This window comes from Nocardia sp. NPDC057663 (assembly GCF_042799895.1).
Lineage (GTDB): Bacteria > Actinomycetota > Actinomycetes > Mycobacteriales > Mycobacteriaceae > Nocardia.
On sequence record NZ_JBHVHX010000032.1, the window covers coordinates 13282 to 39441 of the forward strand.

26 protein-coding genes are annotated in these 26160 nt (G+C 64.5%); 4 read left to right on the plus strand and 22 right to left on the minus strand.

The annotated features are described in order from the left end of the window. Positions 1 to 98 precede the first annotated feature (98 nt). The 7 genes from ACFVAV_RS33785 to ACFVAV_RS33815 are packed head-to-tail and all read right to left on the minus strand — an operon-like array spanning position 99 to position 7015. A complete protein-coding gene (locus ACFVAV_RS33785) occupies positions 99 to 1808 on the minus strand; it encodes an AMP-binding protein (RefSeq protein ID WP_379039747.1) in 1710 nt (569 codons plus the stop codon). A gap of 3 nt (positions 1809 to 1811) precedes the next feature. Next, positions 1812 to 3437 (minus strand): class I adenylate-forming enzyme family protein, encoded by a 1626-nt coding sequence (locus ACFVAV_RS33790; protein ID WP_379039704.1) that lies wholly within the window; start codon positions 3435 to 3437, stop codon positions 1812 to 1814. Between the two features lie 15 nt (positions 3438 to 3452). Further along, positions 3453 to 4235 carry an enoyl-CoA hydratase/isomerase family protein gene (locus tag ACFVAV_RS33795; protein ID WP_379039705.1) on the minus strand — a complete coding sequence of 261 codons (783 nt, stop codon included), beginning with the start codon at positions 4233 to 4235 and terminating at the stop codon, positions 3453 to 3455. A 2-nt stretch (positions 4236 to 4237) separates the two neighbouring features. Next, a complete protein-coding gene (locus ACFVAV_RS33800; protein ID WP_379039706.1) occupies positions 4238 to 5029 on the minus strand; it encodes an enoyl-CoA hydratase/isomerase family protein in 792 nt (263 codons plus the stop codon). Then, entirely contained in the window at positions 5026 to 5829 is an 804-nt protein-coding gene (locus ACFVAV_RS33805) for an enoyl-CoA hydratase/isomerase family protein (RefSeq protein ID WP_379039707.1), read from the minus strand. The genes ACFVAV_RS33800 and ACFVAV_RS33805 overlap by 4 nt, the downstream gene beginning before the upstream one ends. Beyond that, the gene (gene fabG, locus ACFVAV_RS33810) at positions 5826 to 6566 is read right to left on the minus strand and encodes a 3-oxoacyl-ACP reductase FabG (protein WP_379039708.1); all 741 of its coding nucleotides are present in this window, start codon (positions 6564 to 6566) and stop codon (positions 5826 to 5828) included. The genes ACFVAV_RS33805 and fabG overlap by 4 nt, the downstream gene beginning before the upstream one ends. Beyond that, positions 6563 to 7015 (minus strand): MaoC family dehydratase, encoded by a 453-nt coding sequence (locus tag ACFVAV_RS33815; RefSeq protein ID WP_379039748.1) that lies wholly within the window; start codon positions 7013 to 7015, stop codon positions 6563 to 6565. The genes fabG and ACFVAV_RS33815 overlap by 4 nt, the downstream gene beginning before the upstream one ends. A 121-nt stretch (positions 7016 to 7136) precedes the next feature. Between ACFVAV_RS33815 and ACFVAV_RS33820 the strand changes: the two genes are divergently transcribed. The 4 genes from ACFVAV_RS33820 to ACFVAV_RS33835 all read left to right on the plus strand — a co-directional run bounded on the left by ACFVAV_RS33820 (position 7137) and on the right by ACFVAV_RS33835 (position 10619). After that, positions 7137 to 7769 (plus strand): TetR/AcrR family transcriptional regulator, encoded by a 633-nt coding sequence (locus ACFVAV_RS33820; RefSeq protein WP_379039709.1) that lies wholly within the window; start codon positions 7137 to 7139, stop codon positions 7767 to 7769. Positions 7770 to 7819: 50 nt separating this feature from the next. Continuing rightward, a complete protein-coding gene (locus ACFVAV_RS33825) occupies positions 7820 to 8617 on the plus strand; it encodes an SDR family NAD(P)-dependent oxidoreductase (protein WP_379039710.1) in 798 nt (265 codons plus the stop codon). A gap of 69 nt (positions 8618 to 8686) precedes the next feature. Beyond that, positions 8687 to 9322: a TetR/AcrR family transcriptional regulator gene (locus ACFVAV_RS33830; protein WP_379039711.1), complete on the plus strand. Its 636-nt coding sequence runs from the start codon at positions 8687 to 8689 to the stop codon at positions 9320 to 9322. Positions 9323 to 9473: 151 nt separating this feature from the next. Further along, on the plus strand, positions 9474 to 10619 hold the full coding sequence (locus ACFVAV_RS33835; RefSeq protein ID WP_379039712.1) for a phosphotransferase: 1146 nt from the start codon (positions 9474 to 9476) through the stop codon (positions 10617 to 10619). 92 nt (positions 10620 to 10711) lie between these two features. Here the strand turns inward: ACFVAV_RS33835 and ACFVAV_RS33840 are convergent, their stop codons facing one another. From ACFVAV_RS33840 to ACFVAV_RS33910, 15 genes are all read right to left on the minus strand, one after another. Next, entirely contained in the window at positions 10712 to 12145 is a 1434-nt protein-coding gene (locus tag ACFVAV_RS33840) for a phosphotransferase (RefSeq protein WP_379039714.1), read from the minus strand. Positions 12146 to 12178: 33 nt separating this feature from the next. Further along, complete coding sequence (locus tag ACFVAV_RS33845; RefSeq protein WP_379039715.1) at positions 12179 to 13408, minus strand: acyl-CoA dehydrogenase family protein; 1230 nt, start codon at positions 13406 to 13408, stop codon at positions 12179 to 12181. 224 nt (positions 13409 to 13632) lie between these two features. Continuing rightward, complete coding sequence (locus tag ACFVAV_RS33850; RefSeq protein ID WP_379039716.1) at positions 13633 to 13830, minus strand: hypothetical protein; 198 nt, start codon at positions 13828 to 13830, stop codon at positions 13633 to 13635. A gap of 2 nt (positions 13831 to 13832) precedes the next feature. Continuing rightward, positions 13833 to 15125 carry an enoyl-CoA hydratase-related protein gene (locus tag ACFVAV_RS33855; protein ID WP_379039717.1) on the minus strand — a complete coding sequence of 431 codons (1293 nt, stop codon included), beginning with the start codon at positions 15123 to 15125 and terminating at the stop codon, positions 13833 to 13835. 25 nt (positions 15126 to 15150) lie between these two features. Next, on the minus strand, positions 15151 to 16176 hold the full coding sequence (locus tag ACFVAV_RS33860; protein WP_379039718.1) for an ABC transporter ATP-binding protein: 1026 nt from the start codon (positions 16174 to 16176) through the stop codon (positions 15151 to 15153). A gap of 24 nt (positions 16177 to 16200) precedes the next feature. After that, positions 16201 to 16848 carry a hypothetical protein gene (locus tag ACFVAV_RS33865; RefSeq protein ID WP_379039720.1) on the minus strand — a complete coding sequence of 216 codons (648 nt, stop codon included), beginning with the start codon at positions 16846 to 16848 and terminating at the stop codon, positions 16201 to 16203. Then, positions 16845 to 17435 (minus strand): hypothetical protein, encoded by a 591-nt coding sequence (locus tag ACFVAV_RS33870; protein WP_379039721.1) that lies wholly within the window; start codon positions 17433 to 17435, stop codon positions 16845 to 16847. The genes ACFVAV_RS33865 and ACFVAV_RS33870 overlap by 4 nt, the downstream gene beginning before the upstream one ends. Next, on the minus strand, positions 17411 to 18856 hold the full coding sequence (locus ACFVAV_RS33875) for an MCE family protein (RefSeq protein WP_379039722.1): 1446 nt from the start codon (positions 18854 to 18856) through the stop codon (positions 17411 to 17413). Before ACFVAV_RS33875 ends, ACFVAV_RS33870 begins: the two co-directional genes overlap by 25 nt. Then, positions 18856 to 19983, minus strand: coding sequence for an MCE family protein (locus ACFVAV_RS33880; RefSeq protein ID WP_379039723.1), 1128 nt, complete (start codon positions 19981 to 19983; stop codon positions 18856 to 18858). Before ACFVAV_RS33880 ends, ACFVAV_RS33875 begins: the two co-directional genes overlap by 1 nt. After that, the gene (locus tag ACFVAV_RS33885; RefSeq protein WP_379039724.1) at positions 19980 to 21191 is read right to left on the minus strand and encodes an MCE family protein; all 1212 of its coding nucleotides are present in this window, start codon (positions 21189 to 21191) and stop codon (positions 19980 to 19982) included. The genes ACFVAV_RS33880 and ACFVAV_RS33885 overlap by 4 nt, the downstream gene beginning before the upstream one ends. Further along, on the minus strand, positions 21188 to 22183 hold the full coding sequence (locus ACFVAV_RS33890; RefSeq protein ID WP_379039725.1) for an MCE family protein: 996 nt from the start codon (positions 22181 to 22183) through the stop codon (positions 21188 to 21190). The genes ACFVAV_RS33885 and ACFVAV_RS33890 overlap by 4 nt, the downstream gene beginning before the upstream one ends. Continuing rightward, complete coding sequence (locus ACFVAV_RS33895; protein WP_379039726.1) at positions 22180 to 23202, minus strand: MCE family protein; 1023 nt, start codon at positions 23200 to 23202, stop codon at positions 22180 to 22182. The genes ACFVAV_RS33890 and ACFVAV_RS33895 overlap by 4 nt, the downstream gene beginning before the upstream one ends. Beyond that, complete coding sequence (locus ACFVAV_RS33900) at positions 23199 to 24365, minus strand: MCE family protein (RefSeq protein WP_379039727.1); 1167 nt, start codon at positions 24363 to 24365, stop codon at positions 23199 to 23201. Before ACFVAV_RS33900 ends, ACFVAV_RS33895 begins: the two co-directional genes overlap by 4 nt. Then, positions 24362 to 25246: an MlaE family ABC transporter permease gene (locus ACFVAV_RS33905; RefSeq protein ID WP_379039728.1), complete on the minus strand. Its 885-nt coding sequence runs from the start codon at positions 25244 to 25246 to the stop codon at positions 24362 to 24364. The genes ACFVAV_RS33900 and ACFVAV_RS33905 overlap by 4 nt, the downstream gene beginning before the upstream one ends. A gap of 13 nt (positions 25247 to 25259) precedes the next feature. Next, on the minus strand, positions 25260 to 26009 hold the full coding sequence (locus ACFVAV_RS33910; protein ID WP_379039749.1) for an MlaE family ABC transporter permease: 750 nt from the start codon (positions 26007 to 26009) through the stop codon (positions 25260 to 25262). Positions 26010 to 26160 lie beyond the last annotated feature (151 nt).

The window sequence follows — 26160 nt, forward strand, 5'->3', positions numbered from 1 at the left end:
CGACTGGGCAGCGACCGGACCGGCTTCGCACGAGGAATCCGGTTCGCAGAGCGGATGGTGGTCCGGTTCGCGTGCGGCATCCGGCGGTGTCGTGACTGTCATTTCATGTGCTCCAATCGTGCTTTCACGTAGCTCACGAGGCGGAACTTCTGTACCTTCCCCGTCGGGGTGGTAGGCAGCTCGTCTGCGGTGAGGAAAACGACGTGTTTCGGGACCTTGAACCGGGCGAGCTTCGCCCGGCATATGTCGATCACCTGATCAGCGGTTATCTCGGTGCCGGGGGTCGGCACAATGCAGGCGCATCCCGCATCGCCCCACCGTTCGTCAGGTACTCCGATCAGGTAGGCCTGACTGATCTCGGGGCGGGCGGTGAGCAGTTCTTCGATCTCCTTGGGCATCACCAGCTCACCGCCGCTCTTGTAGAGCTCCTTGCTGCGACCGGTGATCTCGAGATAGCCGTCGGTACGTACCCTGCCCAGGTCGCCGGAGAACACCCAGCCGTCACGGAGTCCCTTGGCGGACTCTTCGGGCTTGGCCCAGAAGCCGAGCATGCTTGTCGGTCCGTGAGAGACCAGTTCGCCTTCCGCGCCTTCGGGCAGCGGTAGTGCGGTCTCCGGATCGACGGTGCGATAGGCCACCAGTGCGCCGTCATCGATGCCCGCGACGCCGGCGGACTTCGGCCGGCCGGCGGTGGACGCCGTCAGTTCCAGCGGATCTTCCGGTCTGGTCATCGTCATCGCGCCACCGCATTCGGTCATCCCGTAGCCGGTGACGATCTCCGAAGCACCCAGCTCGTCGCGAACGCGCTCCCACAGCCATACCGGGGCAGGCGCGGCCCCGGACAGCACCGCTGACAGCGAAGACAGGTCGTAGCGGTGCCGGTCCGGATGCTCCAGCAGCGCGACGGTCATGGTCGGCACGCAGAGGATGTCATCGGCGCGGTGCCGCTCGATTCCGGCGAGATAGCTGGTGGGGTCGAACGACGGCTGCATGACCGCGGCGCCGCCGACCATCATCGCCGCGATCAGCCCCTCCACGTAGCCGAACATGTGATAGCAGGGCAGCGAGAAGAGGATCCGTCGGCCGTCCCCGAAGGCGCGGGTGAGGGCCGAGGCGTAGCCGGTCCGCAGCACCGCATCGTGGGTGATGAGAACACCTTTGGGTGAGCCGGTCGTACCGGACGTATAGAGGATGTCGCCCACTCCGGCGGCGTCCACTCGCACGTCGGCGATTCCTGCGGGGTGCAGGTCTCCAGCGGCGGCGAGATCCTCGACAGTGGGTACGTCGGCGCGTCGGCGGCCATCGGTCGACAATTGGATGACACTGTCCAGCTTCGGCAGCCGCGAACGATCCCGGCCGACGGTTTCCCACCCCGGAACGATCTCGTCGAGCATGCCGAGATAGTCCAGCCCGGCGAACCCGGTCATCGTGACGAGAACCCGGCATTCGGACTGATCGAGCACATACGCGAGTTCGTCGGTGCGGTACAGGAAGTTCAACGGCACCGACACCGCGCCCGCCAGCGCGATGGCGAACTTCACCGGGACGAACTCTGGATAGTTCGCCATCAGCAACCCGACATGGTCTCCGGGCCGGACCCCGATCGCAACCAGCCCGTTCGCGATCCTGGTCGCCAGCTCAGCGGTCTCCCGATAGGTGAACGTGCGCTCGTCGGTGATGACCAGTGGCCGGTCACCGAATTCGCTCGCACAGTGCAGCAGCCAGTCGCCGAGCGGGCGCGGCTGCCAACTCGGGAACCGCTGCGCGAGCTGCTCCCGTCGAACGTCGAAATCACTGTGGGTCACGATTGTTCAACCGATCTCGTCGACGACACCGTCGACGATTGCCTGGCGAAGGAGGAATTTCTGGACCTTGCCCGAGGGGGTGGCGGGCAAGCTGTCGGCGACGAACCAGCGTCTCGGTGTCTTGAAGGGCGACAGTGTGGTGCTGAGCTGCGCCTTGACCGAATCCACGAGGTCGTCCGGCTGGTCACCGCGCACGACGAGGACAGCGGCCACGGTCTCACCCCACTTCTCGTGTGGGACACCGACGACAGCGGCCTGCTGGATCGCCGCGTGTTCGAGGAGGCGGGACTCCACCTCTGCGGGAGCGATGTTCTCGCCACCGCTGATGATCAGGTCCTTGAGCCGTCCCGTCACAGTGACGTAGCCTCTGCTGTCCATCGACCCGAGATCACCGGTGTGTAGCCAGCCTTCGGCGTCCACCGCAGCCGCCGTGGACGCGGGGTCACGGTAGTACTCGATCATCTGCTGATAGCCGCGAGCACAGATCTCACCAGGAACGCCCAGCGGAGCCACGCCTGCGCCGTCCGTACCCGCGATCTTGACCTCGACCTGCGGAATCGGGTGGCCCACTGTGCTGAGCTGATCAGCAAGCGAGTCATTCCGGCGAGTCGCGGTGATGACCGGGGCGAGTTCGGTCTGACCGAACAGGTTGTGCACCGAGGCACCGAAAACCCTTGCCGCGCCCTCGATCATCACCTGTGGGACGTTCGCGGCCCCACCGACAATGCTCGTGAACCGCGGTGCGGCGTCTTCCTTTCCCCGGGTGATCTCGAGCAAGGCCCCGAGGATCGTGGGCACGAAGAACAAGACGTCGGCGTTTTCCTCCGCAGCCAGACGCAGCACTGTTTCGGGTACGAAAGTCTCGATCAGCAGTATCGTGCCGGCCATCCACACCGGTCCGAGCGTGCCGATCACGCACGCCGCCGTGTGGAACATGGGCAGCGGGTTCACGAAGACCGATCCCTCGGCGATTTCCGCGGCAGCCATGGTCATCTTCGCCACGTTGACGAGCGAACGGTGCCGGAGCAGAACGCCTTTCGGGTTGCCTGTCGTTCCCGAGGTGTATTGCAGCATGACCGGGTCGTCCGGGTCGATCTCCGCAGGTTCGTAGTTCGACCGGCTCGATTCCCAGAGCACCGCGTCCGACAGGCTGATCAGTCGCCGGACACCGGGAACGCGCTCGACCGCCGTCCCCGCGACTGCCGCCATGTCGTAGCCGCGGTACCCGTCGGCGTGGATGAGTACCGTCGCCCCTGAATGCTCGAGCGTGTAGACCAGCTCCGACTCCCGGAATGCTGGGTTCAGTGCGACAAGCACCCGCCCCGCCAAGGCGGCACCGAATTGGATGATCGGCCACTCGACCGCGTTGGGAGCCCACAGGGCAACGAATTCACCGGGCTCGGTGATCTCGGCCAATGCCGCCGCCACTCGCAGTGCCTCGCGGTACAGATCACTGTAGGTGAGTCGTTCAGGCACAGCGCTGCTGTGTGGGGTGCCGATCAGCGCGACCGCACTGGGATGCGTCCGGGCCCGATCGGCCAGCAGCGAACCGACGGTGTGGTCGGAGAGTGGCACGTTGTCGTCTGCCGCCCAATAGGACTCACTGAGCGAACGATCTGGGACAGCTGTCATTGGCATGCGCTTCCGCTACTTCCCGCGAAATACGGGAATTCTCTTGTCATGGAACGCCGCGACACCCTCGGCGAAATCATCGGTGGCGAACAACTTCACCTGGTTGTCGACTTCGCTGTCGAGCACCGAGACCGGATCGCGCGGCCATCGCCGGAACATGTCTTTCAGCGCTTCGACAGCGAGTGGCGGGGCAAGGCACATGCGCTCGGCATCGGCGAGAGCTCTTTCCAGCGCGGTGCCGGGTTCCACGACCACATCGGCGAGTCCGATGGCGCTCGCCTCCTCGCCGGTGAGCCGGGCAGGCAGCAACATGAGTTCGCGAGCCTTGGCCATGCCGACGCGTGCGGGCAGCGAGGCGAAGATCCCCATGTCGCCGGCCAAGCCGACACCGGTGAACGCGGTGCTGAACACCGAGTCCGCCGCGGCGACCACCCGATCACAAGCCAAGGCCAGCGACACGCCCGCCCCGAAGGCGGCCCCCTCCACCGCGGCGATGACCGGCTTGCCGCCCAGCCAGATGGCTCGCACCACGCGCTGCGCGGCCTCGGCGCGGGGTTTGGCTTCGTCGGCCTCCATGCGACGCATGGTGGAGATGTCACCGCCCGCGCAGAACCCCGCACCGGCACCGGTCAGCACGATCACCCGGACGCCCGGGTCCGACATCGCCTCTTCGAGTCGCTCGGCCAACAGGTACCGCAGCGGCAGATCGATGGCATTACGTCGCTGTGGACGGTTCAGGGTGATGATCCGGATCGGCCCACGGTCTTCGGTCAGGACAGGCGGCTGTTCGTCGGACATGTCTACTCGCCTCGAAACTTCGGTTCGCGACGCTCGATCACGGCGGCCAGGCCTTCACGGGAGTCCGCGGTGCCGGAAAGCTCGGAGACGGTCCGCGCCTCCTCGGGCAACCGGTCCGCCAGGCTCGCGCCAACCCCACCCCACAGCAATCGTTTGGTGGCGCCGATCGCCATCGGGGCGGTCGTCGTGAATTGCCGCGCGTACGCCAGTGATTCGGCCTCCAGATCGTCAGCAGGTACAACCTTGGTGAGCAGCCCGATCTGGAATGCCTCGGCAGCGTCGACGACGGGATTGGTCAGCAGAATGTGCATCGCCTTGCGCAGACCGACCAGCTGAGTGAGGGTGACCGACACACCGGCGTCGGGCGCCATACCGACGCGGACCGCGCCGGACATGAACTTGGCGGTCTCGGCGGCGATGACGAAATCCGCCGCACAGACCAGACCGAAGCCGCCACCACCGGCGGCGAAGCCGTGCACCGAGGCGACGACGGGAACGTTCAGCTGGGTGAGTGCGGATACCGCGATCTGCAGCCAGGCCGTGGCCTCACGGAGATAGTCGGGCAGCTGCTCGCCTTTGGCGGCGAACACCTTCACATTGCCACCGGCACAGAAGTTCTTGCCCGCGCCCGAGAGCAGCACCACCCGCACCCGCGGATCGCCGTGCACTCGCAGAATGGCTGAATGAAGCTCCTGAAGGAACGGAACATCCATCCCGTTCGAGGTCTCCGGGCTGTTCAACAGCAGATGGGCGACACCATCGTCGTCGACAACGACACTGACCAGCTCGTTCATCGCTTGCTCCCTGCGGTAAACGAGCCGATTCCGTCTTTCGCGGAACTACTCGTCAGATGGTCGAGGACGGTCTCGAACTCGAGGTTCAGCCCGTCCGCGAGCGGCATTGCCAGCCCCTGGTGGACAAGCCGTTTGGTTCTCGCCAGTGCCACGGGGTTCTTGGTGGACAGCTGCTCCGCGAAATCACGCACACCGGATTCGAATTCCGCCGCGGAGTACTTCCGGTACGCCAGACCCCAGGCAATCGCGTCATCAGCGGTGAGACGGTCGCCGGTAAGGATGTGCGCGAGCGCGCGCTGCCGTCCGACCAGGCGCGCGAGTCGTTGCGTACCACCGCCGCCAGGAACCTGGCCGTAGCGGGAATGAATGTCGGCGAGCACGGCATTCTCGTGGAGGAGCACGATATCCGCGGCCTGAGCGAGCTCGAACCCGCCGGCGGTCGCATATCCCTCGATCGCGCAGATCACGGGAACCGGCACCTCGGCGATCACGTCGCAGGCGGACCTGAAGTTGGCGAACAGCGGCGCGGTGGCGTCGCGACCGGCCTCCCGGAGGCGCTCGAGCTCGTGGAAGTCGCCACCCGCACAGAAGTTTCCGCCACTCCCGCGAATGACGATCACCTGTGCCCGCACCGCGGTCTCGAGAAGAGCGATGTGCAACCGCTCCCCCAATTCCACCGTGATGGCGTTCATCCGGTCGGGCCGGTTCAGCGTGATGGTTCCGACGCCGTTCGTGATCTCGGTGAGAACCGTGGCTTCCGACGGAGTCGCCTGGTCAGCACCTGCCTGGGACTCGCTCACATCAACCGCCCTCCGCCGACTTCGAGCACAGCCCCGGTCATGTAGCTGGACAGATCCGAGGCCAGGAACAGAGCGGCTCCGGCAACCTCCGCAGCTTCACCGGCACGCTTCATCGGGATGGCGGCCTCACGCTCGGCGAAAACCTCCGGAGGCATGGCCTCGGTCATCGCCGTCCGGATGAGACCGGGCTGGATGGCGTTGACCCGCACGTTCTTGTGCGCCAGTTCCTTCGCTCCCGCTTTGGTCATGCCGACGATGCCGGCCTTGGCGGCGCTGTAGTTGGTCTGGCCCGGGTTTCCCGACTTGCCCGACAGCGAGGACATGTTGATGATCGACCCGCTGCCGGCATCACGCATGACCGCCGAGGCAGCCCGCAGTCCGAGCCAGGTGCCGCGCAGATGCACTGCCATCACCAGGTCGAAGTCGGCAACGGTCATCTTGCGCAGCGACGCGTCCCTGGTGACACCGGCGTTGTTGACGAAGACGTCCAGCCGTCCCGTCCGGCGCACCGTCTCGTCGACCAGGCCCTGCACCGAGCTCTCGTCGGTCACGTCGCAGCCGATACCGATCGCACGGTCGCCGATCGACGTCGCCGCCGCCTGGGCGCCGGCCTCGTTCAGATCGGCCAGCACTACCGCAGCACCGTGCTCGTGCAGCAGTTGCGCAACGGCCAAGCCGATGCCTCCCGCAGCACCGGTGACAACCGCGGTTCGCCCCTCGAGCAGCAATTCGGTCATGCGATGAACCGAGCGATCGACTCGGCGACACAGGCGGGTTTGGCTGAGCCGTCCACCTCGATGGTCGTGATCAACTTGGCCTGAATGCCACCCGGCACCTGATCGACGGAATCAATGCTGGTGGTGGCTCGCACCCGCGCGTTCACGGGCACCGGCGAGATGAACCGCACCTTGTCGAAGCCGTAATTGACAGCCATGGACAGCTTTTCGATGGTGTAGAGCTGATGGTTCAGCACGGGCAGCAGAGACAGGGTCAGCAGCCCATGCGCGATGGTGCCCTTGAACGGACCGTCGGCAGCACGCTCCGGATCCACATGGATCCACTGGTGGTCACCGGTCGCTTCGGCGAAGGTGTCGATCCGATTCTGATCGATCTCGAGCCACTCCGTGGTTCCCAGGGATGTCCCCGCCGCGGCAGCGAACTCCTCGATGGTTGCGAAAACTCGCACGTCAGCACTCCTCACTAGACCTTTGATTTTAATATAGATTTGAATGTACGATAGGTCAAGCTTGTCGGACACAGGCAGTCACCACCGAAGCCGTACGCGAGCGAAGATCGGAGGCAACCCCATGGCACAACCAGCCGCGACAGTCGGCCCGGACTCGAAGTCGGCCCGGACCCGCAAGCGCATACTCGACGCCGCGGCGTACATACTCAGCCGTAAGGGGTATGCGGGCACCCGGTTGACCGAGGTTGCGGACCTGGCCGACCTGCAAGCCCCCGCGATCTACTACCACTTCCCCTCCCGCGACGACCTGATCGAGGAAGTGATGTGGTCAGGCATCGCCGATATGCGAGATCACGTGGCAGCGACTCTCGCAGCGCTCCCGGAGGAGACCTCGCCGATCGAGCGGATCGCCATCGCGGCCGAAGCTCACCTACGGCACGAATTGCAGATCTCCGACTACACGACCGCCGCGATCCGAAATGCCGCGCAGGTGCCGGCGAAGATCCGGACCCGGCAGCTGGACGAGGAGATCGCGTACGGCGCGATCTGGAAGAAGCTGTTCGAAGAAGCAGCCGAAACAGGATCTCTACCAGACCATCTCGACCTGAGCTCTGCCCGCATGTTGCTGCTGGGCGCTCTCAACTGGGCATCGGAGTGGTGGACTCCCGACGTCCGCCCGCTCGACACCGTGGTACAGACCGCGCAATCCATGATCCGGCGCATCCTGGGCGATGAGGGTGTGCAGGAAATTTAACAGACCCTAAATTATAGCTCGTGTAGTACCCAACGAAGGAGTTAGACCGCATGGATCTTCAGCTGCGCAATGCCCGTGTTCTCGTGACCGGCGGCGCCTCCAACATCGGCCGTGGCATCGTGCACGGGTTCGCCCGCGAAGGCGCACGGATTGTCATCAGCGATATCGATGCCGAGCAAGCCGAGAAGGTACGCGCCGAGGCACTCGAACTCGGCGCGGCGGCGGTCGAGGTCGCGGCCGGAGACCTCACAGTCGAGGGTGTCGCGCGAGTGGCAGTGGACCGGGCCGTTCGAGGCTGGGATGGCCTCGACGTGCTGGTGAACAACGCGGGCTGGAGTGTCCCCGGCTTCATCGCCGAGGACACCGATCGCGCCAAGTGGCAGCGAACTGTCGAGGTCAACCTCTACACCGCGATCGCATCGACCCAGGCCGCTCTGCCTGTTATGCGCGAGGCCGGGCAGGGCTCGATCGTGTTCATCTCCAGCGACGCGGCATTCGGGCAGATCCGACAGGGCGTTTACGGCGCCACGAAGGCGGCACTGATCGCGCTGGCGCGCACGACCGCCCGTGAACATGGACGCCACGGAATCCGATCGAATGTTGTCTGCCCAGGGTTGGTCATCCCCGAAGGACCGGAGGCAGTAGGGAAAGACAGCCTGTGGGCAGCCGACGACGACTCGGTGTTCAACGAGAAGCAGATCGATTTCCTGCTCAAGGACATTCCACTGCGCCGCCTCACCAAAGCCGATGACATCGCCAACGCTGTGCTGTGGGTGTCATCCGAGACCGCCGCGCGGCAGGTCACCGGTCAGGTCTTCTCGGTCAGCGGCGGCTACACGATGCCGTAGCCACTACGCCCGCGTGCTACCGACACAGCTGCGGGGTGACTCGCCTCGGCGTCGCCTAGACTCGCCTTGGTGACGAATTTGTCGAATCACGGTTCGAAAGGCCCCGCCCGGGTCGGCGGCACCGGGCGACGGCGCCGCGCCGACGTATTGACCGCCTTGACCGTCCTGCTGGAGTCACACCGCTTGGCCGACATCGAGGTCAAGGACATCGCGCAGCAGGCAGGCATCAGCCGTTCCAATTTCTATTTCTACTTCCCGACCAAGGGAGCCGCGGTCGCCGCCTTGATCGCCGACATCCAGCAGGAACTGCTGGCCGTCGGCGTGGATTGGTACGGCCGTGACGATCTCGCGGACGACGTGCGGATTCGCCGGGGCATGCACGCGACAATCCAGTACTGGCGTGGCCATGCGCGCCTGATCATGGCGATGTTCGAGGCAGCCAGGGAGAACGACGAGGTCCGCGAGACCTGGCAGCACACGATGTCCGCGCTCGCGGCGGCCGCGAGTGCCCGAATCGCCGAGAACAGCCTGGTCATCGATCTACGACTGCCGACCCTGTCCGCGATCATGGTGGACATGACCGCACGGGCGATGGAGCGTGATGTCGCATCGATTGTCGAGACAGGACGCCCCGTCCGAGGCATGGAGGCAGCACTGGTGCACGTGTGGCTGGAGAGCACCGTCTTCGACGGCCCACAGGCATAGCGGCACCCGCGCTACACAGCCTTTACCTGCGCGAACACGATCACCACTCCCTACGCGGAAAATTTCTAGACGCGCGTCAAATTTATTCTATACAAGAATAAGCATCACTGCTACGGTTGCATGACGCCCAACACAACCGTGAGGATCTATGATGCGTGCCACTCTCTCTGCGACCAAAGACATACTTCTCGGTGTCTCCCCCTGGGTCCCGAACCAATCGGAATTCGGGTTGGATTCGCTGACCGCGCAGGAGATGACCGCGGCACTCGCCGGCGGCGTACCCGGCGCGAAGATCGAGGACCTGCGGGTCGAGATCGACTCGCGGGGTACCACCGACAGGGCGCGGCTGCGACTGGTCTGGAACGAGGCGGGTCGGCGTGCCGGACTCCCCGATACCGCTTTCGCCAAGGGCACATCGAGCCAGCTCGGCCCCCGGACCATCGTCTCCGGGTTCGGCTGTCACACCTACGAATCCCGGTTCTTCACCCAGATCCAGCCGGCCCTGTCCGACCTCACCATCACGCCGTTCATCAGCCGGTCCGGAATCGGCGGCCGCTATGTCATCGCCTTCGAAGACCTCGCCCGGCGGGGCGAAGTCACCTTGTACAACGCCGACGACGAGGCGTCGAAGGAACACGCCGAGGCGGTCATCGATCTCCTGGCGAAGCTGCATGGCCGCTTCTGGCGTTCTCCTCGGTTCCACACCGATCTGTCCTGGCTCGAAACCTATTCGCGCCGACCGGGTTACCCGTTCATGCAGCGGTTCTTCACCTGGAGCGAGCAGAAGTTCATGAAGCAGGACCGCGTCGTGCCCAACCCGGTCCGGCGCCTCACCAAGCAGTACGTCCAGAACCAGCCGGCATTGGTCAAGGTCTGGGAATCGATGCCGCAGACCCTCTGCCACGGTGACTGCCACCTCGGCAATACCTTCTCCAACCCCGATGGCACCGCGGGAATCTACGACTGGCAGGTCTTCCACAAGATGAACGGCCTGCGGGACTTCGCGTATTTCATGATGCACTCGATCCCGACAGAACTGCGCCGCGCGGAAGAACACAATCTGCTGAGGCGCTACCTCGACGGTTTGGCGGAGGCGGGTGCGGGCAGCGAAGCACCGAGCTTCGCGGAGGCATTCGACACCTACCGGCTTCTCACCATCGACGGGTGGATTGCCATCGTGTTCACGCTCGCGGCAGGCGGCATGCAGCCGGACGACCGTATGGAGGTCACCGCGGTCCGCGCGATCAACACCCTGGTCGATCTCGATGTCGAGAAGGCCATCGCCGCGGCGGTGTGACGCCGAGACAGCGACACAGCGGGGATCTGGGCCAGATCCCCGCTGTTGCGTACTCGGACCGCTCCGAGTACGACAGTGAGCGTCTGTCTACCTCAACGATCGCACTCGGCACCGTGACCGAGTCCGCTCCAGCAGAGCCGCTGCACCGTGAAATCGCGGACGTCGCGCATTGCCGGGTCCAGCACAACCTGCTGTCGGCGCACCCGTCGGTGCAGGAAACGCACGAGCTCGGTGTCGCGTTCCGGCCCTGCGGTCAGGACCAATTCCTCGATCAAACGGTCTGCCTCCTGCCAGTCGACCGGGCGGAGCCCCAGCAGACGCTCCTCGTCGGCCCGGTCACGCTCTTCCATGGCTGCCGCGACCTCATCGGCTCGCAGCACAGCACGGTCCATATCGCGGGCGATCCGGAGCCGGAACGCGAGGTGGTCGTCCTCGGGCAATCCGTCGATGATGTCGGACAGCACACGCTCCGCGGACACCATCCAAGGACGACGGCGAGACGCGGCGGGCTCCGGGAGCGATTCCTCGGCGTCCAATTCGACTCCCGCCTGCTCCGCGATGATTTCCAGGCACAGCACCTGGGAAAGCAGCGCCCACGATTCCCATTGGGCGAGGTCGAACTCCGGTGGCGGATCACGACGGACTCCGACAGACAGAAGAGCCGTGAGCGACGCGAACCGCACCGCATGGAAATTGACGACGGCAGGGACGACGGGCTCACCGGTCGCATGCTCGTAGGTCGCGTAGGCGCGCATGAGATCACCGATCGGCTGCGCAGTGTCCCGCATTCGCATGGCGCCGAGGTCGGCGAGCGGATCACCCAGGCAAGCGAATTCGACATCCATCAAGGCAGTGACGTGACCGCCCGCATGCAGGAACTGGCCGGCGTCGAAGTGTATCCACGAGACTCGATCACGAGCCGCCGGCACATTTCGGTGCAACCAGCGAACGATGAACTCGTTGACCGGATCGGGACCAGGTTTCACCGAGCGATACCACTTCTCGGATAACTCGAAGCCCATCATCCCGATCTCGCGCTCCCCGACCGGCCTGTGCAGACCGGCCGCGGCGAACGCCGCGGGATCGATCGCGTGCGCGCGAGCCAGCTCCTGGATGTACTCGTCGAGGACCTGGTCGCGCACCAGCGGTGAGTCGTCCGGGCCGAACCGGTCGCGGCCGGACACCGCTTCCATCAGAATTCCCTCGGGCTCTGGGCAGAAGCCGAGCACCTCGGGGATATTGATTCCGTGATCCTGCAGCACGAGCATGATCCGGTATTCCCGCTCGATGGACAGCTTCTGTGTCCACGGCAGGTCTTCCTCGCGCTGACAGCGCAGGTACAGTGCGCGCACCGTGCCGTCGAACATTCGCACATCGACGAACCACGATGGCCGCCAGCGCGCCTGACGCGCCGCGGAGATCACCTCACCTCCGACGGTCCTACCGATCCATTCGAAGGCGGCGGGCCACGGCGCGGGCAATTCTCGCCAGCGCTGCTCGGCGGTGGTTTCGCTGGGTGTCGTCACGTTCGATGTTCCTCTCGGATTCTTCAGACATCCTCAGCCGGTGACATCGCGGCCGATGAGCCGGCGTGCGATCACCCACTGCAACACTTCGTTGGCGCCTTCGAAGATCTCCAAGATCTTGGCGTCGCGAAATATCTCCTCGAGCCGATAGGTCTCGCCCGTCGCCGAGACCTGGCGAGCGAAGCCGTAGCCGCCATAGATCTGTAGCGCATCGCGGGCCAGGTCATTGGCCAGCCTCGTAGCGAACGACTTGGCCATCGAGGCCTCCGGCTCGCCCGAGCGATCACCACGGTCGAGCCGCACAGCAGCCTTCTGATACATGGCCCGCGCCGCCTCGAGTTCGGTCGCGCGTTCGGCCAGCTTGAACTGCCAGTACTGCATCTCGCCGAGCTTGCGGCCGAACAGTTCCCGGCTTCGCAGCCGGGCGATGGCCAGATCCAGCGCGGCCTGCGCCACCCCGACGCCCGCGGCGGCGATCCCGACGCGGCCGGCGGCCAACGACGCCAGTGCCGTCCCCAGACCGCGACCGGGTTCACCGAGCGAATGATCGGCGGGAACCGACACATTGTCGAAGACGATGTCAGCAGTGATCTGGCCGCGATGGCCCATTTTCAGGTCCGGCGTCCCCACGGTAACCCCTGGTGCGTGCATATCGACCAGGAGCATGGTGGCGTCTTCGCTGTCACCGTCACGGCACAGCAGACAGACCCAGTCGGCGACAACCGAGTTGGTGATCCAGCGCTTCCGGCCGTTGACCACGAAACCTTCCGGCGTTCGGGTCGCTACCGTTTTCAGCGCGGTCGGCGTCAGATCACTGGAGGCATCCGGTTCCGTGGTCGCGAACGCGAAGACCAGCTCACCAGAGATCAGCCCAGGCAGCACGGACTCGCGTACCTGTGGCTGCGCGAAGGACAACGCCCGCGCGTTCAGAATGCACTGGCCGTCGAATACACCCGCGAGACTCGAACTCTCGTAAGCGATCTCTTCGGTCACGATGCAGGTTGCCAGCATGGCGTGCGAGAGTCCGGCGCCGAACGGCTTCTCGAACGGCACGGCGAAGCAACCCGCGCTCGCCAACCCGGTGAACGCTGCCCACGGAAACGCCTCGACCGACTCTTCCCGCTGGGCGATCTCCCGCGCCACCGGCGCCAGATGAGTTGCCACGGCCGCACGGGCCATCGACCGCACGTGGGCGACGTCGTCGGGCAGAAATACGTCATGCCACATCCGGTCGGCGGTACGGGCCACTGGTTCGCTGGTCATGGAATTCCTCAGCTTGTAGATGTCCGCGGTAGCACCCTGGATACAAGGTGGCGGATCGGAGGTGATCTATCTATTCCGCTGCACACCGGGGCCATGCCCGCACCCTGAGCGGCTGGACTGTCAACGGTTCCGGTCCAGGCGATCCTTTTTGCAGGAGGTCATCCCCACAGCAGTCACGATGCCGACCACAATGACGAAATACGCTGAATACAGCACGAGCAGCATCACCATTCGATATCGGACCCCAGCCCGCTGCGGAGCAGAAAGACCGAACCGGCCGTCCCAGCCCTGTCACTGACCAGGCTCGCGATATTCGAGTGACCGAAATCTGTTCGCTCGACATGGATTTCACCGCTGATCGACGTGCGCTCCGACAACCAGCGCCGAAGCCACGCCGCCCGCTGGGCTTCCGCGCCGGTCATTGCTACCGCCCTTCGAAAGCGGGTGCGGACTTCGCGATGAACGTGCGTACAGCACGTGCGGCGTCGACCGTCGCGCCGGTTCGCGCCAACGCATCGATCTCGGCGCTCAACTGCTCGGGCAACGTCGACGAGTCGGCACTGCGAAGTAGTCCCCGGATTTCCGCGTACGCACGAGTCGGACCGGCCGCCAAGGCTTCCACCCGGCTCAGCGCAGTCGTCTCGAGCTCGCTCGCATCGACGACATCGGAGATCAACCCCCATTCCTTGGCTTCGACAGCATCCAGCACCCGGCCGAGATACAGCTCCTGCGCGCGGCGCAAACCGACCAGCCGTGGTAGGTACCACGAGGTTCCGCCATCCCCCGACAGTCCCAGTGTGGTGAACCCTGTTGCGAACTTCGTGCCTTCCGCAGCGAGAGCGACGTCGGAGCAATACACCAGACCGAGGCCACCGCCACCGACGGAACCGTGCACGGCGCTCACGACCGGAATCGGCAACTCGGCAAAGATGCGGAGCGCCTCGTGGAATGGAGTCACCATGCGCCGCAGCGTCGTCGACAGATCTCCGGGCTCGGTGTCGGCGAAAACCGTGATGTCGCCCCCGACGGTGAACGCGGGGCCGTTGCCCACGATCAGCAGTGCCCGCAGACCCACCAGTGCCGCGCAACGCTGGGCGACCTCGTAGAGGTCGTCGGCCATTGTCTGGTCGATCGCGTTGCGCTGACGCGGCCGGTTGAGACGAAGCACAGCGATCCCGTCCGTCACCGAGAACTCGACGGTCCGCAGCCCGCTTTCCGGTGTCAGCGCCTTGTGCCACTGCTCGCTGTCGGTCAGTTGCACGAGCTCGACGATTCGACCGTCCGAGAAGGTCAGCAGATGGACGAACTCGGCGTCGAGAACGCCATGCCCGACACGAGCGGTGCCGGTGTATCGACCGGAGACCGCGAGCCGGCCGTCATCGAGCCAGTTGAACCGCGTCGGTTCGGCCCGCGCCGTGTAGTACTTGGCGATGCGACCCCAGAAATCGCGACGCATGGCGTCGGGCCCCTGGTACACGCCACCGAGCTCGAACGGCATTCCTTCGGTAGTCCGGCCTTCGAACCGAGGATGCAGAATCGCGTCCAACCGCTCGCGGTCTCCCGTCGCCAAGGCGTCGTACAGGGTGGCGGCCAGATCCTTTGCTGCAGTTCGCTCATCGCCCTGCAGCACAGCGCGCGAACCGTCTTTGTCAACGTTCATCGTCGGACCAGCTCTCATCAATTCTTTTAATATAGATTTGAAACTGTAGTTGACCACATGCGAGACCGTCAAGCGTGTCGGCTCACCGCACAGGACCGATGCCTTCCAGCACAGCAGTCGGCGGCTCGACGGATTGATTGATATCGGCCAGAATGGCCTCCTGCGCGACGCGCGGCAGGGTGTGCAGGATCTCGCGTACCCGTGCCTGGCGGCGGAAGACGGCCTGGCGAACGGGCATGCCCGGTTGCGCGACCATCTGCGGGATGATGCCCTCGATCTCCTCGGCGCCACCGTGGTGGTGACCGGCGTCGACGAGCGCCTGCTCGCGCGCCATCTGCGCCTCGTCCTTCTCCTCGGACATACCGATGGGGCCGATCATGCGACCGTTGAGGAACTGTTTGACCACCGGCTCGTCGCTGGTGAGCAGCACCTCGCGGGGGCCGAACATGACCAGGTTGCGGCGGAAGAGCATGCCGATGTTGTCCGGCACGGTACGGGCCAGGTTGATGTTGTGCGTCACGATGAGGATCGTGGCGTCGATCTGGGCATTGATATCGATGAGCAGCTGCGACAGATAGGTGGTACGGACCGGGTCCAGACCGGAGTCCGGTTCGTCGACCAGGATGATCTGCGGGTCCAGGACCAGGGCGCGGGCCAGGCCGGCACGCTTGCGCATACCGCCGGAGATCTCACCGGGAAGCTTGCCCTCGGCACCGAGCAGACCGGTCAGCTCGAGCTTCTCCATCACGATCTGCTTGATCTCGGATTCGGTCTTCTTGGTGTGCTCGCGCAGCGGGAACGCCACGTTGTCGAAGAGGTTCATCGAGCCGAACAGCGCGCCGTCCTGGAAGAGGACGCCGAACAGTTTGCGGATGTCGTAGAGCTGTTTGCTGGAGCAGGCGGTGATATCGGTGCCATCGATATAGATGGAGCCTTGCTCGGGGCGCAGCAGACCGATCAGCGTCTTCAGGAACACAGATTTTCCGGTACCCGAGGGGCCGAGCAGGGCGCTCACCTCACCCGAAGGGAGCGTGATCGACACGTCCTGCCAGATACGTTGCGAACCGAACGACTTGGTGATGCCTTCGGTCTTGACCTCGACGCCCATGGCGACTCTCTCTCCTCGTTAGTTTCAGACCGGTGTGATGTCGGAGATGAGCCAGCTACCCGCGGCGTCATCCATGGTCACCCGCACCCGACTGCCGTCCAGGCGAGGTCCCTGATATTTGGTACTGGTCGTCTCCTGGTTCAGGAACAGGAGCAGGGTGACCTTCTCGCTGGTGGCCGAGACCACGGCGGTGCCGACGATCGTCGCTGTGGTGACAATCGAATCGCGGTGCGCGGCGGGGATGATCACGCTCGAACCCAGTTTTCCGAAGTCGTCCCGGAACTTTCCGGTCAGGCTCTCCGACACTGCGGGAAACTCACGGTCGATGGTGGCGTGGTCGTACGAAAGAACCTTCGGCACAGTGGATTCCGCGGCGGCGCGCGCACCTCGCACCGCTTCCGCGGTGGCCTGGTGATCCGCGGTGCTGCGGGCGAAGACCACCGTCGTCGCCGTCACCACGCACAGCAGTAGCGCGAGGACCACGAGAGTCGAGATCGTCGCGCGGCGGCTCAGGCCCGACAGCCAGCGAACCGAGCGGAGAAGTCCGGAACGCCCGCCCGCACCGTGATCCCGCCGCGCCGAATCACTCTGCTGCTGCGTACCGTCCGCATCGACGGCCGCGGCTTTCTGATCGATTTCTTCCAGGTCGGTCGTTGCGGTGTCGATGGTCATGCGACGAACTCCACGTTCGAGACGAGCCAGCGGCCGTCGGAGTGGTCGAGGGTCATCTTCATGCGGTAGACCCGCTGCTGTCCCTCAGGGGCTTCGGTGTTCTTGACCGTGGAGGTGACCGCGGTCAGCACGGTTGCGTGCGCGTCATCGATGTCGACGAGACCGGATTCCTTGACCTCACCGGTGGAATCGACCTTGCCGTTCTCGAGCACGCTGGCGAAATTCTTGGAGATCTTGTCCCACTGGTCCCGGAACGGACCTGTCGAGTCTGTGGCGATGGCCTGGAGATTCTGGTTGGCCGAGGTGTGGTTCAGGGTGACGAGCTGGACAGCGATTCGATTCGCCGCGGCCAGCGCCGCGCCGTCTCGATCGTCGTCCAGCGCGTTGCCGCGCACATCCATCCCGAGCTTCACGCTCACACCGCCCAATATCAGTACCGCGGCGGCGAGCAGCGCAATCGCCCATATCGACCGTGGACTCGATTCTCGCTGAGGCGAGCCGCTGAAATCTGCGGCGAGTTCCACCTTGTCCGGTTCGTGCACCTGATCTTCTCGATCAGCATCTACTTGATCAGCAGTGATTGCCATCCCTGGTTCTCCTCTCCGTGGGCGGCGCTGCGGGCAGAGAGCCCGAGGACGTAGGTGAGGCCGTCAGGGCCTCGGAATGTCCCGTCGCCTTCGGCGTAGGGAACGGTCAATGCGGCCGGTGCGACAGCGTCGGTCCTGACAGCAGCCGGGGTCCGCGGAGCGGGGGTACTGGGAGCCTTCGGCGGCTCGGATGCCGACTCACCGGGGTGCGCGAGCATTTCCTCCCACGTCGAGGGCAGGCCTCGCGGGCAGTTGGCAACCTCGGCGGTGCGCACGGACGGATCGGTGGCGCAGGGCGTGTTCCTGGCACCTCGGATCACTTTCGGCTCGTCCGGCGCGACATTGCAGTAATTCCCGAGCGGAATCTCGGCCGGACCGACATCGGAGGGGTCACGGCGCTGGGTCGCCTGATACCCCTCCGTGCACGGCGGCGGGTTCAGCGTGTTGCCAAGCTTGACATCCAGCGCCGCCGCGGGCGCGAGCATGTTGCCGTCGGTCTGGAATCCACCACCGACAACGCTGTAGTCCACCGCCGCGGCCAGGGCCGGGTACACCACGAGGACCTGACGCACGCCCGGCAGATTCACTCGCACCACTTGGCCGACGGTCTGCAGATCAGCCAGCATGGCCGGCAACGGGGTGCTCAGATCCGCGAGCGTGCCCGCCACGGTATCCGCGGCGGACGGACCACGGTCCAGCACGCCACGCAGATCGGCGTCACTCTGTGCGAGCTGCGCGGTGAACGAACCGAGGTCGCTGACCGCCGAACGGATCTCCGAGCGCACGGAGTTTCCGGTATGCAGCAGTGGTTCCGCATCGTGGATCAGCGCCAGCGTCGGGCCGATATCGGCCTGCGCCAGGTCGAGGAATGCGGCGGAAGACTCGATGAGCGAGGCGAGCGCCGGACCCGTTCCGTTGACGGCCTGGAAGGTTTCGTCGAGTGTGATGCGAAGGGAGTTCGTGGAGACACTCGACAGCAAGGTCTGCGTCTTGTCCAACACGTCGCTCGTCGGGATCGGCACCGCCGTCCGTGACCGCGGAATCTGCGACCCGTCCGCGAGGTAGGGTCCGTTTTCGTCCGTGGGGACCAAGTCGACGTACTGCTCACCGATCGCGGAGGTGCTCTTGATGGTAGCTCCGGCGGCGGCCGGAATATCCCAGCCATCCCGCAGCTGCATCCGAACCTGAACGTCACCGTCGTGCAGATCGACACCGGTGACCCGGCCGACCTCGACACCGCGATAGGTGACCGACGCGGATTCGTAGATGCCACCGCCGTCGGTGAAATCCGCTGTCACCGTATATGTTCCGATTCCCGTGACACGCTGGATACCGATGTAGTGAACGGCGCCATATACCACGCTGACAACAGCGAGCAACGAGAACACGATCAGCTGGCCTTTGACGAGACGGGTCTTCATCACCGGCCTCCGTTCTGGTCGGCGCCGGCGACCGGTGGTTCGCCGGCGGGGTCGGCTTGGAGCGGCGCGGTCAGCGGATTCACCGCACGATTGGACAACGGAATCAGGTCCTCGAGCGGAATGCTGCCGATGACCTTGTCCCGAATCGTCTCGACACTGAGGTCCAGGGTGAGGAAGAGATTGACGTAGTCGCCCTTGATGGCCTTGTCCGCCACCGTGACCGGAAACGGGAACGTCGCTGCGACGAGCAGCGAACCGGTGAGATCGGAGCCGGCGGCAGCCAGCTGGCTCAGCACCGGCTGGAGGCTGTGCAAGTTGGCGGTAATATCGTCCCGGCTCGCCGTCAGCACTTCCGCCGCGCGCTGCCCGAAAGTACCAACACTGTCGAGCATGGTGACCAGTTGAGCCCGCTGCTCATCGAGGACACCCAGCGCCGGTTGAATCTGCTCGATGCCCGTCCGCAGCGTGTCCTTCTGCTGCGCGAGCTCCCGGGAGAAGGCGTCCAGGCTGTCGATCGCCCGCACGATATCGTCTCGCTGCGCATTCAATCCTTCGACGAAGGTGGCGAGACGGTCGAACGAGCGATTGATGGCTTCCTCGTGGCCGCCGAATCCCTCGTTCAGTTCGGCCATGATGGTCCGGACCTGCTGCAATCCACTGCCATTGAGCACCAGAGACAGTGCTGCGAGCACCTCCTCCGTCGCCGGGTACTCCGAACTCGCCGACAACGGGATCACGTCCCCGTCGCGCAGCAGCGAACTGCCGGGTGCCTGGTCGCTGGTCGTGAGCTCGAGATACTGAGCGCCGAGCACACTGCTCTGCGCCAATCGAGCCTTCACGTCGGACGGCAGCCGGACGCCCTTGTCGATCTTCAGTGTCGCTACCGCGATGTGGTCGCGGACAGCGATCGAGGAGATCATTCCGACCGTGACGTTGTCGGCCTTGACGAACGAGTTCGCGACCAAGTTCTGCGTGTCCCGCAATTCCACCTGAACCGTATAGGCGCCGTTCTGAATCGCGTTGCCCGGCAAGGGAATCGAATTGGCGCCGTCGAAGCGACAGCCGGTGGCGAGCAACGTGCTCAGGAGCACGACGCCGCCGAGACGCACTGTGAGGGAAGGTTTCATCGTCCGGCTCCCGGGATGAGTAGGTCGGACAGACCGGGGATCGCGGGCAGCCCGGGCGGCAGCCCTGGGATACCACTGACTTGGCCCGGCGCGGGAGCGGGCGCGCCGCCACCCATTGCCGCGCGTGCCGCGGAGCCGAACAAGTCGCCGAAGTTCGCACTGGCGCGCGAGCATTCCTGCTGTGGGGCATTCACCGTGGTCAAGAGAGCACAGATCAGCGACACCGGGTCCGGGAAGTCCGGCAATGCCAGGTTGCCGGTCAGCGAGTGCGAGTCGGGGTCGTAGATGTTGTAGAAGTTGGCGATCGCCGTCGGCGCGAGGTGCAGGATCGATGCGATGTCGTCCTCGCGGTCGACCAGCAGCTGCGTGATAGTGGTGAGGGCCGCGACATTCTTGACCAATGCGTCACGGTTGTCGGCCACGAACGCCTGGACCTCGGGCATCATCGCCTGCAGCGACTGCATCGCTGCCGCGAGCTGCGTCCGGTTGTCGTTCAGCAGATGCGATACTCCGGCAAGCTGATTGACGAAAACCTGCACCTGGTCGTCGTTGGCGGCGAGCGCCGACACCACGACCTGGAGATTGCGGACGGTCCCGAACAGATCCGGGCCGCCGTCGGCCAGTGTCTGCATCGCCTTCGACAGATTCACCAGTGTCTCGTTGAGGGTCGCACCGTTGCCTTGCAGCGCTTTCGCGGTCGCGTCGGTGAACCGGGTGAGTGTTCCGGTCTCGCTACCGTCCTTGGGCCCCAACTGCGATGCCAGGTCGGTTACCTGGCGCTTGACCTCGTCATATTCCATCGGCACCGCGGTGCGTTCGAGCGGAATCACCGCGCCGTCGGCGAGTTCGGCGTCACCGGATCGCTTCGATGTCAGCTGAACGTACCGGCCCGACACCAGTGTCGGCGCGACGATCACTGCGTGAGTATCGGCGGCGACGGGATGGTCGGCATCGAAATGCAGGACGACTCGCACTCGGTCACCGATCGGGGTGACCTCTTCGATCTCCCCAACCGGAACACCACGTAGCGCCACTCTATCGCCGGGGTACAACCCCACCGAGTTCGTGAAATAAGCGGTGACCCGAACCATCGAGCGTTCGGCGGCCCACCACGCCACCACGGTGCTCACGAGAGCCAGCGCGACCAGAACGGCGAGAATGCGTCCCGGCCAGGGAATTCGAGTCGAGGTCGTGCGAAGGAATTTCATCGGTTACCTTCTCCAGGGCTTCCCGGCTGCTGGCCGTTGAGGTTCGCCGGCGCGATGTTCTGCAGCAATGCGCCGAAGAACGGACCACTCGCCACGGCCTCGCCGAGCTGGCTGACGTACGGCCGCAACCCGAGAATCGCGGCGTTGATGTTGTCGTAGTTCGTGTTGAGCAAGTTCACGACCCGGTCGAGTTCGGCGAGCATCGGCGCGGTGGTTTCGGCGTTGTCCTGAACGATGGCGCGCAGCTGGTCGCTGATGGTGCGGACGGTGACCAGCAGCGTCCGGATCACCTGTGCGCGGTCGTTGAGTGCCGCGAACAGCGATCCACCGTCGGTCATCAGCGCAGTCAGATTCTGATTGCGCTCGGCCAGCGTGCCGGTGACCGAGTTCGCGTGGGCGAGCAGATCACGCAAGGCGCTGTCCCTGGACCCGATGGTCGCGGACAACCGCGACATACCGTCCAACGAGGACTTCAGGTTGTCCGGCAAGGTGTCCATCACCGACGACAGGCTGTCCACGGCATCGGCGAGCTGATCCTTGTCCGTGCTCTGCAAACGGCCGGTGAGCTGGTTGAGCGATTCCGTCAGATCGAACCCGGACGTGGTGCGTTCCAGGGCGATACGCTTCACATTCGGACCGTCACCGTCGGGCCGGAGGTCGACATAGCGGCGCCCCAGCGCGGTCTCGACCTTGATCGCCGCGGTCGTCCGGCTGCCGAGCGTCTGCCCGTCAGGGTGGACCTTCAACTCGATGGCCACATGATCGCCGCTGAGCTCGATCGACTCGACTTCGCCGACCTTGACTCCAGAAATCTGCACCGCGTCACCGGTGCTCAATCCACTGGCGTCGGCGAACTCCGCCACTACTATGCTGCGGCCGGGCCACCACGGGACCTTGTCGTAGTTGAACACCAGCACGAGCAGCGCGAGGATCACGCCGGTCCCCACCAGTCCCATCCGGACCGGATTGCGTTCGGAGAATGTCTTTGTCACTGGTCTCGGCACCTTTCGGCGGGAGCGACGAACATCGGGGTGTCCTGGTGCCCACCGCCGACGGCGGGGTATCGGATGGCAAGGCCGCAGACGAACCAGTTGACGAAGCTGCCGTAGCTGCCGATCCGGGTGATCAGCGGGTAGGTCGTCGGAAGCTTGGTCAGCAGCAGCTGCAGTGTTTCCGAGTCGGCATCGAGATTTGCCGCCAGCTGCCTCAGCCCATCGATGTCGCCGGCGATCGCGGACCGGTTGTCCACCAACAGCTGGGAGACTTCCGTTGTGCCTGCGGTGATCTGATCCAACCCGGCGGTGATCGTGGCACGGTCGTTGTTCAACCCGGTCACCATCGATTGCAGATCGACAACCAGACTGTCGAACTTGTCTCCGGTGTCGTGCACCGCGGCAAGGGCTACGCCGAGGTTTTCGATGGTCTCGCCGATCACTTGATCACGATCGGCGAGCGTGTTGCCCAGCGTGCCGATCTGACGGAGGAACTCCGCGATGCTGTGCTGGTTACCGTTGAGCACCGCGATCAGCGATGCGGACAGCTTGTTGGCCGCATCGGGATCGAGGCCCTGCAGCAACGGCTTGAATCCGTTGACCAGACTGTCGATATCGAGAGCCGGCTTGGTCTGCGACGGCGGGATCGCATCGTACTCGGAGCGGCGGCCGGAACCGTCGGGCACCACCGTGACCTCGAGGTAGCGATCGCCGATGAGATTCTTGTACCGGATCGCGACGGTGGAACTCATCAGCACCTCGACGTCGCGGTCGACGCTGAAGGCGATCTCGACCAGCTTGTCGCGGCCGAATTCCACCGACTTCACTTTGCCGACCGGTACGCCGGCGACCTTCACGTCGTCGTTGACGTGCATACCGGATGCCGAAGTGAACAGCGCGTGGTAGCTGCGGGTCGGCACGAAGCGGAGGTCACCGACGACCACGATCAGCATCGCCGAGACGACCGACGTGATCGCCAGGAAGATCGTCAGCTTCAGGCCGGCGTGGCGGGCGATCATCGCGTCAGTCCGTAGATCAGCGGCGCGAAGGGGTTTCCGAGCAGATCCTCGGCGGACCGGGCCGGGCCGTACACCGTCGTGCCGGTATTGAAATCGACGTGGCCGAGTGGGGCGCTGCCGGGCCCGAAGGGATATCCATGGCAGCTGGGCGGATTGTCTGCACCATTCACTGGGAGGTCCTTCTCATAGGTGTACGGCGGGTCACCCATCAAGATGGTGCCCAGAGCGTTCAGGCCCGGACGACCACCGCCGAACGCCCGCTCGAAGTACTTTCTGGCCTGGTTGAGCGCCGACAAGAAACACGGGTATGTCGGTGACTGTTCGGCGAGCACGCGGGTCGTCGGTTCCAGCGCCTGCACAGCCCCGATCAGCGGAGTCCCCGACGCGTCGAGGAACGCGCTGCTGGTGTTACCGAAGTTGGTGAAGGAGATCAGGAAGGCGCTCAGGCCTGCCTGTTTCTCGACAATCGTGGAGCTGGTCGTCGAGAGGTTCTGCATCGTCGCCATCAGGTCGGGAGTCGCTGCGGCCAGGGTGTCCAGGTTGTCGGCGAACAGCGGAATGTCGCGTTGCAACGTCGGGATCGATTCGTTGAACTGCCCGAGGTAGCGGTCGAGCGACACCATGAGGTCACCGAAACGGCCACCATGCCCGTCCAACGCCGTTCCCAGGGCTGTCAGGGTGGCGTTCACCTTCTGCGGCTCCAGTGTCTTCAAGACGACCAGCAGCGTTTCGAACACATCGTTGATCTCGACCGCGACCTTCGAGCCGTCGATCACCGCGCCCGTCGTCAGCTTGGTAGCCGCCGACTGATCGGGCAACACCAGCGTGACGAACTTGCGACCGAACAGTGTGGTGGGGGCGATCTCGGCACCGACATTGGTAGGCAGGCGCAGGGCCTGATCAGGATCCAGATCCAGCGTCAGCTTCGCACGCTCGTTGTCGAGAGCAACCGCGCTGACCCGTCCGACGACGACACCCCGCACTTTGACATCCGACCCCGGCGCCATCAGCAGGCCGGCCCGATCGGAGTACAGGTACACGCGGGTCGTGGAAACGAATGTTCCACTGCAGGAGCCGATCGCGCCCGAAACGGCGAGAACGAAGGCGAACAGTGCGCTCAGTCCGAGTGTCAGCGCACGCCGCCGCGAGACCTCGAGTGTCATCCCGACACCCGCACCGTCGAGTGGATTCCGCCGTACACGGCGATACCGATGATGAGGTCGATGATCATGATCGAGATGAGCGAGGCACGCACCGCGCGACCGACGGCGACACCGACGCCCGCCGGCCCCCCGGAGGCGTGGTAGCCGTGGTAACAGTGCACCGACATGATCACCAGCGCGAACGTGATGACCTTGGCCAGTGACCACAACACGTCACTCGGTACCAGGAACACATTGAAATAATGCGCATAGGTTCCCGCCGACTGTCCGGACAGTACGATGCTGACGAATTGCGTAGAGGCGTAGCCCATAAAGAGGGCGATCGCGTACAGCGGCACGATCGCGATTACGCCGGCGAGGATCCGAGTCGTGACCAGATAGGGCACCGCGGGCACCGACATCACTTCGAGGGCATCGATCTCTTCGCTGACGCGCATGGCACCGAGTTGAGCGGTGAATCCCGCGCCGACAGTAGCCGTGAGCGCGACACCCGCCACGACGGGAATGGCCTCGCGAGTGTTGAAGAAGGCGGAGATGAAGCCGGACATGGCCTCGATTCCCACGCGCCCGAGCGAGTTGGCGCCCTGCTGACCGACCTCGTAACCGGCGGCAGCGGTGAGGAATCCGACGATCACCACCGTTCCGCCCACAACAGCCAGCGCACCTGTGCCCAGGCTGACCTCGGCGACCAACCGGATCATCTCCCGGCGATAGCGATGCAGAGTTCGCGGTATCCACGCTATTCCGTGCAGGTGGAACGACAACTGGTCGCCGAGACCGGCGACCCCGTCGACCGGTCCGGATGTCGCGCCGAGGAGCCTGCGCCCCAGGCGTTTCCGACGCAGAGCGTCGGAAACGCTGTATTCGCTAGTTGTACTCATCTCGATGATCCGTTCAGTGCAGCCACAGCGTGGTGATGATGGAATTGGCGAGGAACAGCAGCACGAAGCTGAAAACAACGGTCTGGTTCACGGCGTCACCGACGCCTTTCGGGCCGCCCTTCGCGTTGAGCCCCAGATGGCAGGCGACCAGGGCGGCGAGCAGGCCGAAGACACCGGCTTTCAGCTCGCTGACGAGAAGATCGGGGATTCCGGTCAGAATCGGAATCGCGGTGATGAACTGCCCCGGTGTCGCACCTTGCAGGAACACCGCATACAGATAGCCACCGGTGAGGCCTACCGCGGTCACCAGCCCGTTCAGGAAGACAGCCACCATGGTGGAGGCCAGCACTCGTGGCACCACCAGCCGATGCAGCGGGTCGATGCCGAGCACACGCATGGCGTCGATCTCCTCGCGGATGGTGCGCGAGCCCAGGTCGGCGCAGATCGCGGTGGCTCCACACCCGGCGACCACCAGCACCGTGGCCACCGGTCCGATCTCTCGGATGACCGCCATTCCGGCGCCGGCGCCGGACATGTCGATGGCACCGACTTCGTTGAGTAGCACATTGATCTGGAAGATCACCATGACGCAGAACGGAATCGCGATGAGCAGCGTCGGCACGATCGACACGCTCGCGATGAACCAGGACTGCTGGATGAATTCCCGGATCTGGAACGGACGACGCGGGACCATACGCAACGTATCGAGCGTTGTCCCGAAGAACTGGCCCACAGCCCGCGGCACGATCGCGGCCTTCGCCATCGCCGCCTCGGCGCGACCCGGTGACGATCTTCCATGGGACACAGCGCTGTCCACCATGCACGAGCCTTCCCGCTTCACTTCTGGTCGACTGAACAGAAGTCTTATCTATGTTTGATTTGATTCTGCGATCAGAACGCCCCTACATCTCGAA

What these genes read in the sequence shown, in the direction of transcription:
- ACFVAV_RS33790 (WP_379039704.1), bottom strand. Translation starts at nt 3,437, where the DNA reads ATGACAGCTGTCCCAGATCGTTCGCTCAGTGAGTCCTATTGGGCGGCA.
- ACFVAV_RS33795 (WP_379039705.1), bottom strand. Translation starts at nt 4,235, where the DNA reads ATGTCCGACGAACAGCCGCCTGTCCTGACCGAAGACCGTGGGCCGATC.
- ACFVAV_RS33800 (WP_379039706.1), bottom strand. Translation starts at nt 5,029, where the DNA reads ATGAACGAGCTGGTCAGTGTCGTTGTCGACGACGATGGTGTCGCCCAT.
- fabG (WP_379039708.1), bottom strand. Translation starts at nt 6,566, where the DNA reads ATGACCGAATTGCTGCTCGAGGGGCGAACCGCGGTTGTCACCGGTGCT.
- ACFVAV_RS33820 (WP_379039709.1), top strand. Translation starts at nt 7,137, where the DNA reads ATGGCACAACCAGCCGCGACAGTCGGCCCGGACTCGAAGTCGGCCCGG.
- ACFVAV_RS33825 (WP_379039710.1), top strand. Translation starts at nt 7,820, where the DNA reads ATGGATCTTCAGCTGCGCAATGCCCGTGTTCTCGTGACCGGCGGCGCC.
- ACFVAV_RS33835 (WP_379039712.1), top strand. Translation starts at nt 9,474, where the DNA reads ATGCGTGCCACTCTCTCTGCGACCAAAGACATACTTCTCGGTGTCTCC.
- ACFVAV_RS33845 (WP_379039715.1), bottom strand. Translation starts at nt 13,408, where the DNA reads ATGACCAGCGAACCAGTGGCCCGTACCGCCGACCGGATGTGGCATGAC.
- ACFVAV_RS33850 (WP_379039716.1), bottom strand. Translation starts at nt 13,830, where the DNA reads ATGACCGGCGCGGAAGCCCAGCGGGCGGCGTGGCTTCGGCGCTGGTTG.
- ACFVAV_RS33860 (WP_379039718.1), bottom strand. Translation starts at nt 16,176, where the DNA reads ATGGGCGTCGAGGTCAAGACCGAAGGCATCACCAAGTCGTTCGGTTCG.
- ACFVAV_RS33865 (WP_379039720.1), bottom strand. Translation starts at nt 16,848, where the DNA reads ATGACCATCGACACCGCAACGACCGACCTGGAAGAAATCGATCAGAAA.
- ACFVAV_RS33870 (WP_379039721.1), bottom strand. Translation starts at nt 17,435, where the DNA reads ATGGCAATCACTGCTGATCAAGTAGATGCTGATCGAGAAGATCAGGTG.
- ACFVAV_RS33875 (WP_379039722.1), bottom strand. Translation starts at nt 18,856, where the DNA reads ATGAAGACCCGTCTCGTCAAAGGCCAGCTGATCGTGTTCTCGTTGCTC.
- ACFVAV_RS33880 (WP_379039723.1), bottom strand. Translation starts at nt 19,983, where the DNA reads ATGAAACCTTCCCTCACAGTGCGTCTCGGCGGCGTCGTGCTCCTGAGC.
- ACFVAV_RS33885 (WP_379039724.1), bottom strand. Translation starts at nt 21,191, where the DNA reads ATGAAATTCCTTCGCACGACCTCGACTCGAATTCCCTGGCCGGGACGC.
- ACFVAV_RS33895 (WP_379039726.1), bottom strand. Translation starts at nt 23,202, where the DNA reads ATGATCGCCCGCCACGCCGGCCTGAAGCTGACGATCTTCCTGGCGATC.
- ACFVAV_RS33900 (WP_379039727.1), bottom strand. Translation starts at nt 24,365, where the DNA reads ATGACACTCGAGGTCTCGCGGCGGCGTGCGCTGACACTCGGACTGAGC.
- ACFVAV_RS33905 (WP_379039728.1), bottom strand. Translation starts at nt 25,246, where the DNA reads ATGAGTACAACTAGCGAATACAGCGTTTCCGACGCTCTGCGTCGGAAA.
- ACFVAV_RS33910 (WP_379039749.1), bottom strand. Translation starts at nt 26,009, where the DNA reads ATGGCGAAGGCCGCGATCGTGCCGCGGGCTGTGGGCCAGTTCTTCGGG.